A 12,348-nucleotide genomic window follows, 5' to 3' on the forward strand; every position below is an offset into this window, starting at 1 on the left:
ACGACACCTCAGATGTGTTTTTGGACGCCACGGCGGTTGACCCACCAGACGGAGACGGCGGAGAGGGCAAGCAGGAGAACTGCGAGGGCACTGGCCTCGGGATAGTTCGCGCTCTCGCCGATCATGTCCCACAGCAGCACCACGACGGTGCGGTTGTCGGAGCTGGACAGCAGCAGCGCGATGGGGAGTTCGCCCAGGGAGTGGGCGAACACCCACAGCCACGTGCTCGACACCGCGGGGGCGACGAGGGGGAAGATCACCCGGCGCAGCACGACACCTTTCGATGCACCGGAGACGCGTCCCACCTCTTCGAGTCCTTTGTCGAGCTGGAGCAGTGCCGTTTGGATCATGCGTGACCCGCGCGGGACGTATCGGGTGGTGAACGCGATGATGATGATCCAGATCGTCCCGTAGATCGGGAACGGCAGGTACAGGTAGAGGAACAGCACCGCCATTCCCAGTACCACGGCGGGGATGGCGAAGACCAGGAACGAAATATCGAACAGCCACCGGCCGATGCGTCCGCCGCGGCTGGCGGCCAGCGCCAGCCACAGGGCGAATCCGGCGGTCAGCGTCGCCGTGATCAGGCTGATCACCAGGGTGTTGATGACCGCTTGGCTCAGGCTCGGGTTGGTGAAGATCGCGGTGTAGTTGGCGAGGCTGAGCGCACCCAGGTTGTCCAGGCTGATCGGCTGGAGGTACGGGGTCAGGCTCGTCCAGACCAGGGTCAGGATGGGCACGATGATCGCGACGAGTACGTAGAGGAAGACGGTGGCGAAGATCGGGATGCGCCAGCGTCCCAGCCGCACCGGCGTGGACCGGTATCCCTTGCCCCCCACCACCTGGAATCGGTGTGACTCGCGGGTCTGGCGCCGGTAGACGGCGATCATTACCAGGGACAGCAGGACCAGCATGATGCCGTAGGCGCTGGCCTGGCCGTAGTTGGCGAGTCCCGACGGCGGCTGCAGCGAGGCCTGGATGAGGCTGCTGAACACGTAGATCTGGTCCGGCATTCCGAGGATGGCCGGTATCGCGAATTCCTCGAGCGCGATGACGACCAGCAGCATGCTGGCCGCGGTGATTCCCGGCATCGTGAGGGGCAGAACCACTTTGCGGGTTCGTGTCCACCATCCGGCGCCCGCTGTGGCCGCGGCCTCCTCGAACTCGAGGTTGAGCCGGGCGAATGTCGGCGCGAGCATGATGTACATGCCTGGGACGCCGAAGATTCCGGCTACCAGGATCATGCCGGGCAGCGAGTAGATGTCGATGGTGAACCCGAAGATCCGCTCGATGACGATGGCGATCGGACCGTTGGTGGGGTTGGCCGCCAGCACCCAGGCCACTGCCATGACCGTGGCCGGCACGGCCATGGGGGCCAGTGTGCTCGGCGCGAGGAATCGGCGTCCGGGGATGTCGGTGCGTTCGAACAGGTAGGCCAGGCTGACGCTGATCACAAGAGCCAGGCCCACGGTGCCGACCACGAAGATCAACGAGTTGAGCGCGACTTCGACCAGGCGTTTCGAGGAGAAGATCGCGGTGAAGTTGGCAAGCGTGAACCCGGGGACCTGGAAGGGCAGCTTCGTCTCGCTGTCCTTGAGACTGCTGAACAACAGCATGCCGAGGGGAAAGAGCATGAGATAGGCGATGATCGCGCCGATGGCGATGTTGACGCCGATCAGGACACGGTCCCGCCGGTGCGGGTGTGCGTCGGTGGGCTCAGGGCGGACGCCGGTTCGCTGAGGGCGTGTGCCGGTGGGCGGGCGCGTGCCGGTGGGCGGGCGTCCGCCGGTGGAGAGCGGGGTGCCGGACTGCATCGCTGAAGTCTCCAAAGGTGAGGGGATAAAGTCTTCTGCTGCCCGTCGGGCAGCGGTGCGACGGTGGGGGCCGTCAGTTGACGTCGGTGCCCAAGGCCTCTTCGACCTCGGGGAAGTAATCCGAGAACTGCTCGTACTGCTCGAGGTTGGTTTCGCCGAACCACTCGACGCCGGCGTCACACAGGGCGCCGATGACGCGGTTGGTTGCGGCGTCCGTGCAGTCCGTGTTGGTAGGGATGGCCGAGTTGTACGTGTCGACCAGGGCGGACTGGCCCTCTTCGGAGGCGAGGAAGGCGGTGAGCAGGCGACCTGCGGCCGGGTGTGGGGCGCCCTCGGTCACGAACAGGTAGGACTTGTTGGCGTTGGTGGGGCCCACCGGTGCGACGGCGACCGGCGCGCCCTTGGCCTGGTCGCCCAGCACCAGGTTGATGAGGTCGGTGCCGACCGGTGTCTGGCCGGAGACGATGAGTGTGTGGGCCTGCGTGGTGTTCTCGGTGTAGTGGGGCTGCTGCTGGGCCAGCCGGGAGCTGTAGTCGAGACCGGCGTCGGTGCCGAGGGCCGGGTCCTGAGCCCACACGGTCATGAAGGACCCGCGCGCCTCAACGCTGAGCTTTCCCCCGTTCCATCGCGGATCGAGCAGGTCGTCCCAGCTTTTCGGCGTATCGCTCGCGGCCACGGCGTCGGTGTTGTATGCCCAGACTTTCGGGACGGCCCAGACGTAGACGAAGTCGTCGGCGAAGATCTGATCGCCGGGCACCTCGTAGGACGCCCAGTCGACCTTCGCCGCCAAGGACTGCGACGGCAGCACGGTGAGCCCACCCGCGTTGGAGACATCGAAGGTCACGCGCTCGGCGGCCTGCTCCACATTGAGCTGGGTGACGAGGTCCGGAGCCTTCTTGTTCGTGTACCGGACTTCGATCCCGGGGTACTTCTTCTCGAAGGCGTCGATGGCCGGCTTCATCTGCGCCTCTGGTTTCGGCGCGTACCAGACGACCTCCCCTTCGGCCTTGGCCGCCTGGTACAGCTCATCGAGATTCTTGGTGTCCGGAACGGCGGGAGGACCGCCGCAGGCGGACAAGGCGACGGCAACCGCCATGACCGAGGCGGTCAGACAGAACTTGCGCCCGATTCGGGTCATGGCAATCAACATTCCTTTGCGCCGGGGATAACGGCGCCGGCAGGGGTGAGCCCGTACAGCCGGCCGGCGGTGCCGCCGGCGATCAGTTCCAGCTGCGTGTCGTCGAGCGAGGGCAGTTGCGTCTTGATGAGGTCGTGAAGTTCGGACAACGATCCGGCCGAGGCGGGGAAATTCGAACCCCACATGACGTTGGCTGCGCCGAACTTCTCGATCAGCTTGCGGACCACCGGTGCCGCGGATCCGCTCTCGCGCTGCGCACGCAGGACGGCCGGCGGCGTGAGCTTGATGAAGACCCGGCCGGTCTCCTCGAGCTGGGGCACTCCGTCGGTGCTCGGGTACGGCGCGGCGTCGTCCAGCTGGGGCCGGCCCGCGTGGTCGAGGATCGCGGTCAGTCCCGGGTATTGCTGGAGGAGTCCGGCGAGGATGGGCGCGTGCTTGGCGTGCATCTGGATGCAGACCGGCACCCGGCGATCGGACAGGAACTGCCAGACCGGCGCCATGCGCTCGTCGTCGAGGCCGCGGCCGGGCGTCGGGACGGCCGTCGTCCCGTCGGCGGCGCGGATGCGGACTCCCGAGAAGCCCCGCTCGTCGATCCAGTGGTGGAGGTCGTCGACCACCTTCGGGGAGAGGAAGTCCACCGAGCAGACCCCGCTGATGCGGTCGGCGTGCCGGGTGAGCTGGTCGGCGACGTAGCTGTTGTCGAATCCGTAGACCGTGGAGGCCTGGACGACGACGAGGTGGTCGACGGCGGCGGCGTCAGCCGCGCGCAGGAGACCGTCGATGTCGGTGGGCCGTTCCTGGGACCAGGTGGAGCGGTGGCCGCCGAGAGGGTCTGCGGGATAGGAATCGGTGTCGGGCGAGATGATGTGGGTGTGTGTGTCGACGGTGAACATCAATACCTCACGGCTGGTAGGTGGCGGGGCGGGCGTGCGGGCGGGGTGCGTTCATGCAAGCTCGCCGAGGTGCCGGGTGAAATCGTCGAGGAGTTCGGCCACTGTCACCGGCGTGCGGATGACGTTCTGCTGCAAGGCGTAGTCGATCGCGATCTGCAGACCGGCGACGAGCTCGTCGGTCACCCCGAACCGGAGGGCGCGTACGCGGGGTCCGGGCGCGGTATCGGCTGCCTTGCGCGCCTCGATCTCGGCGCCGAAAGCCTGGTAGAGCGCTGACACCGTCCGCGGCTCGGCTTCGAGGAGGTCCTTCCGGACGGTGAGCATGTGGTTGATCGGCACGGTCTGGTGCCGGGCGCCCCACGCCTCCTCTGCCTCCCGCCAATTCGGGATGATCGGGACCAGCGGTCCCTGCGCGCCGTCGAGCGCCGGCGGACCGAGAACAGCGGCCACCACGTCGCCGCGCTCGAGCACGTCGAGCACCTTGCCGGTCATGCGTTCGACGTTCGGCGGCTCGACGTAGCTGGCGACGTGCGGCTCTTCGGTGGTGACCCAGGTGACTTCCTTGGCGTCGACGCCGAACTCCTCGTGCAGGATGCCGCGGACCCACAGCCCGGTGGTCTGGCTGTACGCCCGGACGCCGACCCGCCGCCCTGCCAGATCTGCCGGGTTGATTTCGGCCGAACCGGGCCAGCGGGTGAGCGAGTGGTGATGGAAGTCGCCACTCAATACCACCGGCAGGAGTGCGATCGGGGCACCGGCTTCACGAGCCTGCAGGAAGGTGGCGATGGCCAATTCGCTGACGTCGTAGCGGAGTTCGCGCACCATGGGGGCGAATGCCTTGTAGATCGGATCCGCCGCCGCGAGCTCGACGGCGCGCCCTGCGACGGTGAAGCCGGGGTCGGTGAGGAACGCGGTGTGCGGGTAGGACTTCGCCGCGATGGACAAGGTTTGGGTCATGAAACGACTCCTCTGTTGCGTCCGAGTCCGGGGGAGAGTGCGTGCACGGTGCCGGTGCACTGATGCTGATCCTCAACCGACGGGCGGACCACCAATATTGTCTTACGGTTTCGCCCAATTTACGCGTGTGACGGGCCCAACACAAGGCCTCGCGACATGGATCGTCTAACAATTTTGCCCGAACGGCGCCCGGGGAGCTCCGACGACTTACTCTGCGACCGCGGTTTCCACCGGGCGCACCGCTCCCACGGTCCGCCGAGCCACTCGTTCACGCAGATTGTTGTACAAGATTTGCTGGCTGCGCCGGGCGTAACGCCGAAACTAGAGATTTATACATGTTCTTGCAGACAACTACGCCGCGCTGCTACTCTGTGCGAGAGAAACTTGTTAAACAATCTGAGGCCGCGTCGCCAGGAGACTCGGATGACGCCAACGCAACTGGGCGGCCGGCCTGCACTCCGCCACCAGCGGGGCGCCCGTGACATCAGCTCGCTGATCGAGTCTCGCGAGTTCCCAAGCTCCACAACGATTTGTGGAGGCTGTTCCAGATCGCCAAGCGAGGACACAGTTGTGATAAAGATCGACGAAGAGATCGCCGTACCCGCACCCCCGGAACGGGTGTGGGAGGTCATTTCCGACCCCACGGAGGTGGTGTCGTGCATCAACGGCGCCGAACTCGGCCAGTTCCACGACGACGGCTCCTTCGACGGCACGCTGGTCGTGAAGTTCAGCGCGATCCGGGTCCGGTTCGGTGCCCGGATGTCGCTCGACCTCGATGAACCCGAGCGGGAGGGACGACTGTCTGCCCGCGGACGGGACGGGCAGGGCGCGACCCGGTTCACCGCGCACGCCACCTTCCGGATCACCGAAGACCACGCGGCCGGCGGAGCCCGAGTACATGTGGCCGGTGAGGTGAGCCTCGCGGGCAAGCTCGCGTCGCTGATCGAGGCGGGCGCCGGGGCTGTGGTTTCCCGGATGACCCAGGAGTTCACAGACGAGCTGGTACGCCGGTGCGCCGGCGACACAGTGGTCACGACGGCGCCCGGCCGGCCCACCCTGTGGGCACGCGTACGCGCCTGGTGGCACAGGACCATTCACAAGCGACAGAGCGAGCAGATCGGAGTGGCAAGTGGCAAGACTCAATAGCGTGATCGGTGCCCTGGAATCGGGGCAGCACGCCTTCGCGGCGTTTGCGGCGCCTGAACCGGCCGCGGCGCTCGACTTCGCGACGTCCGACTACGACGGTCTGGTGTTCGAGTCCGAGCACAAGCCTTGGGATGCAACGACGTTGCGGGACAGCTTGCAGTATCTGCTCAACCGGCGACGGATCTTCGAAGCCGGTACGCTCGCCCCGTCGCCCACGCCCCTCGTCCGCGTGCCCGTCAACGGTGCCGAACAGGGGCAGTGGCACGCGAAGCAGGCGCTCGACCTCGGAGCGTACGGAATCGTGTGGCCGCACATCAGCCGGGTCGAGGAGGCGCGCAACGCGGTCGCGGCGTGCCGTTACCCGCGGCTGCCCGGCGCGGACCGGTTCGAGCCGGCGGGTGTGCGGGGCGACGCGCCGGCGGCCGCCGCCCGTTACTGGGGTCTGTCGAACGACGAGTATTACGCCAAGGCCGACGTGTGGCCGCTCGCCCCGGACGGCGAGATCCTCGTCGTGATCCAGATCGAGGATCAGCTCGGGATCGAGAACCTTCCGGCGATCCTCGACGAGGTGCCCGGCATCGGTCTCATCCTCATCGGTGAGGGCGATCTCAGCCAGGAACTGGGCGTGCCCCGCCAGCTGGACCACCCGTTGATGGTCGAGGCCAGGAGCCGGATCGTGAAGATCTGTCACGAACACGGAGTCGTGGTCGGCCACCCGCACGTGACCCCGAGCAACGTCGAGCAGGTGCTCGACGAGGGCTACCGCTTCCTCATGTCCGCGCCGGTACGCAGCTATCCCGGCCTGGAACTGGGCCGCAAACTCACCGGTCGCTCCTGACCCCGAACACCTCACCTGGAGAAAAACCTTCATGATCATCGACTGTCACGGCCACTTCACCACCGCGCCACCCGCGCTCGGACAGTGGCGCGAGCGCCAGATCAAGGCGTTCGAGGATTCGGGCGCGCGAGTTTCCCCCGACGAGTTGCACATCGGCGACGACGAGATCAAGGCCGCGATCGAACAGGGCCAGCTCAAGCTCCAGCTCGAACGCGGCACCGACCTCACACTCTTTTCCCCCGGCGCGGGAAAGATGGCCCACCACTACGGCGACGAGCAGACCAGCCTGGTCTGGTCGCAGGTCAGCAACGACCTCATCGCCCGGGTGTGCGGCCTGTTCCCGGACCGTTTCGCCGCGGTGTGCCAGCTCCCGCAGTCGCCCGGTGACGCTCTGGCCTCCTCCATCCGCCTGTCGTCCGAAGAACTCGAGCGCTGCGTCGAGGAACTCGGATTCGTCGGCTGCCTGCTCAACCCGGACCCGTCCGACGGGTACTGGCAGGCGCCGCCGCTGACCGACCGGATCTACTACCCGCTCTACGAGAAGATGGTGGAGCTGGACGTGCCCGCGATGGTCCACGTCGCGATGTCACGCAACCCCGCCATCCAGGGCACCTGCGCGCACTACCTCAACGGCGACACCGCGGCCTTCATGCAGCTGTGCCAGTCGGACCTGTTCACCGACTTCCCGACGCTGCGGCTGATCCTGCCGCACGGCGGTGGCGCGGTCCCCTATCACTGGGGCCGCTACCGCGGGATGATGCAGGACCAGGGCCGGCCACCCCTGCAGGAATCGTTGCTGCACAACGTTTTCTTCGACACCTGCGTCTACCACAAACGAGGCCTCGAACTGCTTACCGACATCATCCCCGCCGAGAACGTGCTCTTCGCCTCCGAGATGATCGGCGCCGTCCGCGGGGTCGACCCGGAAACCGGGCACCGCTTCGACGACACCAAGGCGCTGCTGGACTCCATCGACTCCATCAGCGACGACGACAGGCAGGCGATCTACGGCGGCAATGCGCTGAAGGTGTTCCCGCGCCTGGCGAGCCGCGTTGCCAACCACGACAAGCAAAAGGAGATCGCGCGGTGAAGGTCTACGAAGCGCTCGCAGCAGCATTCACCGCCGAAGGCACCACGGATGTGTTCGGCATGATGGGCGACGCCAACATGCACTGGATAAACGCGCTGGCCAGTCGCGGAACGCGCCTGTACGAGGTGCGCCACGAGGGTGCGGGACTGAGCATGGCGCACGGGTACGCCCGCGCATCCGGCCGGCCCGGCGTCGTGACGACGACCAGCGGCCCCGGTACCGCGCAGCTGGCAACGTCGATGATCGTGGCGAGCCGGGCACGCATCCCGCTGGTCGCGTTCTGCGGGGAGACGCCTTTGGGTGACACCGGCGCCGTCCAGTACCTCGACCAGCAACGGTTCGCCGCCGCGATCGAGTGCGAATTCCTCCAGGTGACCAAGGCCGAGTCGGCCGCAGAAGTGGTGCAGCGCGCCTTCTACCTGGCCCGCACCCAATCCCGGCCGGTGATGATCAGCGCACCCTTCGACGTGCAGCTGCAGGAGTTCGAGGACGACATGCCGTACGTCCCGTCCACCGAGCTGCTCCACACCCCCAAGCTGCTGCCGCACCCGACCCAGATCCAGCAGGCGTGCGAAATCATCGGGGCGAGCAAACGAGTCGTGATCGTCGCCGGACGAGGCGCCCGCAACGCGGAGGCGGGCGAGCAAGTCCTCGCACTCCAGCGTCGCACCGGCGCCCTACTCGCCACCACGCTGCAGGCCAAGAACTGGCTGAGCGCCGAAACCGAGTACCACGTGGGGATCGCGGGCCTGTTCGGCAGCAGGCTCGCAATGGAGTTGCTGCAGGAGGCCGACTGTGTGGTGTCGGTGGGCGCGAGCCTCAACCACTACACCATCGAGAGCGGATACCTGTTCCCGGAAGCGAAGTTCATCCAGATCGACACCGCGCCACACCTGGTGATGGGCAACGGTCAGGTCGCCGACTGCTACATGCAGGCCGACGCGGTCACCGCCCTCGACGCCCTGACAGGCGCGCTGGGGGTCCGCGGTATCGAGGTGGAAGGCTTCCACACACCCGAGGTGCACAGCCGGCTCACGGCCCCGCTGATCGACCCCGCCGAGTTCCGCAGTGAGCCTGGCCTGCTCGACCCGCGCGAGGCGATCTCGGTGCTCGACACCGAACTTCCCGGCGAGATCGGGCTGGTGCTCGGCAGCGGACACCAGACCGACTTCGGCACGATGCTCTTCCAGCGCTCCCGCGAGATCACCTCGAACTACGGCATGTTCGGCGCCATCGGTCAGGCCCCGCTGCTGACCATCGGCACCGTCGTCGCCAACGGCGGCAAGCCGACGTTCGTGGTCGAAGGCGACGCGAGTTTCCTGATGCACCTGCCGGAGTTCGAGACCGCCTGCCGCTACTGGCTACCGGTGCTCGTCGTCGTCATGAACGACCAAGCCCTCGGCGCCGAGTACCACAAGGCGAAGGCCAAGGGCCTCGATCCCGAGCTCGCCGTAATCCCCACCCCCGAATTGGGCACGGTGGGCCAGGCCCTCGGCGGCGGCGGCGCGACAGTCCGCACAACCGACGAATTGCGCGCCGCGCTGGCCGAATACGTCCGCAACCCGCGGCCGACCGTCATCGACGTCCGCATCACCCGCGACGTGCTCAGCGTGCCCTATCGGCGCATCCAATACGGCGACGACGTGTGACCGCGGACAGTGTTGACCACCAACGACAAGAGGAGCCGGAAATGAAGATCGTACTGGGCCGGGACGACCTCGCTGCCGCGGCCGTCGAGGGGGCCGCAGCCGCCGGTGCCACACCCGAACGTGTCGACGTGCGGCCCGTGCACAAGGCGTCACGCGGTTTCGTGAACGACGCAGCGGCGGACGTCTGCGAGCTGGCCGTGGTGACACTGCTGCAGGCCGCCGCCCACGACAAGCCGGTAGCGCTGCTGCCGGTCACCATGCTCGGCCGCTACCAGCACCAAACCCTGGTGACCATGGGCGAACTGAGCGTCGACGACGTGCGCGGCAAGAGCATCGGCGTGCGCTCGTGGAGCCAGACCACCGGGGTATGGCTGCGCGGATTCCTCAGCGAGCAGTACGGCATCGATCTGACCGAAATCAACTGGCAGACATACGAAGGCGGACACGTCAACGGCGCCACCGATCCGGCATGGGTCACGCGCGCATCCGAAGGCGCCACATTGCAGGCCGACTTCCTCGAAGGCCGGCTCGACTACGGGATCATGGGTAACGAACTGCCCTCCGACGACCGGATCCGCACCGCCATTCCCCACGCGCTCGCGGTCGCGGCCGAATGGGCCGCGCGCAAGGGATTCGCTCCCATCAACCACGTGGTCGGGTTCAGCGCGGCGGCGGCGAACGAGGACCCGAAGGCCGTGCTCGCGGTGTACGACGCATTGGCCGCGGCCACTGCGGCCGACGGCCCCACGGCGGGTCCGGTGGACCTGAGCCCCGTCGGGTTCGACGGTCTGCGCGGGCCCGTCACCGACGCTTCCCGCTACGCCTACGAGCAGGGGCTGCTGCCGCGCCGGGTCGAGTTCGACGAACTCGTCGACCGCACCTGCGCCGCGCTCGGCGTCACCGCGTCGCGGCTCGGCGGCTGAACTACTCGCTCCTTCTGAACACGAAAGGCTGAACATGAATACGCTTTCGGTCGCACTCGGGGACTACCCGCACGCGCAGGCGTTGCTGGGTGGCGACGTCGCAGTGGACGGCTACACAGTCGAACCCGTCGAGGTCAGCCCGATCATCGGCGCCTACCGGCGGATGATCCGCGACCTCGAATTCGACGTGTGCGAACTCGCGCCGACCTCCTACCTGATGGCGCTGCAGGCCGGGGTTCCGCTCACCGGGATCCCCGTCTTCCTCAACCGACGCTTCCACCACGCCGACGTGCAGTGTGGTTCGGCATCCGGGATTCGCTTCCCCGCCGACCTGAAGGGCAAGCGGATCGGTGTCCGCGCCTACACGGTGACCACCGGGGTGTGGATGCGCGGCATCCTGCGCGACGAATACGACCTCGACATCGACACGGTCACGTGGGTCGTGGACGACGACGACCACATCGAAGGCCGCGCCCCGGCGAACGTCGAGCGCGTCACCGACGGCCGATCACTCGGCGAGTTGCTGCGTGCCGACGAGATCGACGCCGCGTTCAGCGGCAACGCCGGCACCGGACGGGCCGGGGCGCCGCGGGCGGGATGGTCCGCGACGGCCGAGCAACCCGCGGGCGACGACGGGCCGTACCCGCTGTTCCCCGACCACGAGGTGCTCGCCACTGACTGGTACCTGCGCACCGGGATCTACCCGCTGCACTCGGTGATCGCACTCCGCCGCGACCTCGTCGACAGCGATCCCGGGTTACCCACCGCGCTCTACGCCGCGTTCGCCGAGAGCAAACGTCGTCAGACCGAGGCCGATCCGCAGTGGTCCGCGCTGCCGCGGCTGGGCAAGCAGGCCAACCAGATCCGGACCGACCCGATCCCCTACGGCCTGAACGCCAACGACGCGAGCGTGCGAGCGCTCGTGAAGTTCTCGCGGGACCAGGGCCTGCTCGATCCGGACTTCTCCGCCGATCCCGCCCTTCTGTTCGCCAAGGGCGACTACCCGGACGCCTGAGCCGGCCCACCAACCGAGAAAGGTCCAGACCATGGACATCGTCGACACCCACTGCCACATCATCACCGACGACGTGACCCGCTACCCCCGGGGCCCGATCGGCGGGACCCAGTCCGGCTGGGCTACCACCCGGCCGGTCACCGCAGACGGCATGATCGAGCGCATGGACGAAGCCGGGATCGGTCAGGCCGTGCTGGTGCAGGCCACGACCGCCTACGGCTACGACAACTCCTATGTACTCGACAGCCGGGCGCAGCGACCGGACCGGTTCATCGCGGTCGGCACGGTGGACCCGTTGCGGCCCGACGCGGCCGACAACCTCGCGGCGGTGGCCGGCAACGGTGGCCTCGCCGGGGTGCGGTTGTTCACCAGCGGCAGCACGGTACCCACCCAGGGCGAGTGGTTCGCCGCGCCGGAGACGTATCCCTTCTGGGACAAGGCCACCGAGCTCGGCGTCACCGTGTGCCTGCAGATGCGGCTCGGGCCTGCGACAGAGCAAGTGCACCAACTGCTGCGCAGGTTCCCCTCGGTCCGCGTGTTGCTCGACCACATGGGTTACCCCGACATCGCGGCCTCGCCCACCGACGCCGGCGAACAGGTGGCAAAGCTGGCCATCCATCCCGGCCTGCACCTCAAGCTGACCCACCGCAACCTCGAACGCCTCCACGACGTAGGCGCAAAGGCCTCCGGTTTCCTCGACCCGGTGCTCGCAGCGTTCGGAGCGAACCGGATCGCGTGGGGCTCCAACCTGCCCGCCGCGGAACAGTCGCTGCCCGAACTCGTCGCCCTCGCCCAGGAGGTGCTGGCCGACGTGCCCGAGCCCGAACGCCGGGAAATCTTCGCGGGCACGGCGCGACGGCTGTATCCCAGCCTGACCGCATAGGG

General features: G+C 67.4%; 11 protein-coding genes. 7 read left to right on the forward strand and 4 right to left on the reverse strand.

What is annotated here, in order from left to right; translation table 11 throughout:
- Positions 1–8: 8 nt before the first annotated feature.
- From QM806_RS31580 to QM806_RS31595, 4 genes are all read right to left on the reverse strand, one after another.
- On the reverse strand, positions 9–1,814 hold the full coding sequence (locus QM806_RS31580) for an ABC transporter permease (RefSeq protein WP_283293982.1): 1,806 nt from the start codon (positions 1,812–1,814) through the stop codon (positions 9–11).
- Between the two features lie 73 nt (positions 1,815–1,887).
- Entirely contained in the window at positions 1,888–2,952 is a 1,065-nt protein-coding gene (locus QM806_RS31585) for an ABC transporter substrate-binding protein (protein ID WP_240961139.1), read from the reverse strand.
- A 5-nt stretch (positions 2,953–2,957) separates the two neighbouring features.
- Complete coding sequence (locus QM806_RS31590; protein ID WP_120659978.1) at positions 2,958–3,845, reverse strand: amidohydrolase family protein; 888 nt, start codon at positions 3,843–3,845, stop codon at positions 2,958–2,960.
- Between the two features lie 51 nt (positions 3,846–3,896).
- Positions 3,897–4,802 (reverse strand): substrate-binding domain-containing protein, encoded by a 906-nt coding sequence (locus QM806_RS31595; RefSeq protein ID WP_120659979.1) that lies wholly within the window; start codon positions 4,800–4,802, stop codon positions 3,897–3,899.
- Positions 4,803–5,372: 570 nt separating this feature from the next.
- Here QM806_RS31595 and QM806_RS31600 point away from each other — a divergent pair.
- From QM806_RS31600 to QM806_RS31630, 7 genes are read left to right on the forward strand one after another with little or no spacing between them, the layout of a single operon-like run.
- On the forward strand, positions 5,373–5,948 hold the full coding sequence (locus tag QM806_RS31600) for an SRPBCC family protein (RefSeq protein ID WP_120659980.1): 576 nt from the start codon (positions 5,373–5,375) through the stop codon (positions 5,946–5,948).
- Entirely contained in the window at positions 5,932–6,786 is an 855-nt protein-coding gene (locus QM806_RS31605; RefSeq protein ID WP_120659981.1) for an HpcH/HpaI aldolase family protein, read from the forward strand. The genes QM806_RS31600 and QM806_RS31605 overlap by 17 nt, the downstream gene beginning before the upstream one ends.
- A gap of 31 nt (positions 6,787–6,817) precedes the next feature.
- Positions 6,818–7,876 (forward strand): amidohydrolase family protein, encoded by a 1,059-nt coding sequence (locus QM806_RS31610; RefSeq protein WP_167118113.1) that lies wholly within the window; start codon positions 6,818–6,820, stop codon positions 7,874–7,876.
- A complete protein-coding gene (locus QM806_RS31615; RefSeq protein WP_283293986.1) occupies positions 7,873–9,525 on the forward strand; it encodes a thiamine pyrophosphate-binding protein in 1,653 nt (550 codons plus the stop codon). The genes QM806_RS31610 and QM806_RS31615 overlap by 4 nt, the downstream gene beginning before the upstream one ends.
- A 41-nt stretch (positions 9,526–9,566) precedes the next feature.
- Positions 9,567–10,448, forward strand: a complete 882-nt coding sequence (locus QM806_RS31620) for a hypothetical protein (protein ID WP_120659984.1) — start codon at positions 9,567–9,569, stop codon at positions 10,446–10,448.
- A 34-nt stretch (positions 10,449–10,482) separates the two neighbouring features.
- Positions 10,483–11,463: a substrate-binding domain-containing protein gene (locus tag QM806_RS31625; protein ID WP_120659985.1), complete on the forward strand. Its 981-nt coding sequence runs from the start codon at positions 10,483–10,485 to the stop codon at positions 11,461–11,463.
- Between the two features lie 31 nt (positions 11,464–11,494).
- Positions 11,495–12,346: an amidohydrolase family protein gene (locus QM806_RS31630; RefSeq protein WP_120659986.1), complete on the forward strand. Its 852-nt coding sequence runs from the start codon at positions 11,495–11,497 to the stop codon at positions 12,344–12,346.
- The last annotated feature ends 2 nt before the right edge of the window (positions 12,347–12,348 follow it).

Source organism: Rhodococcus sp. IEGM 1351 (assembly GCF_030056875.1).
GTDB classification, from domain to species: Bacteria; Actinomycetota; Actinomycetes; order Mycobacteriales; family Mycobacteriaceae; genus Rhodococcus_F; species Rhodococcus_F opacus.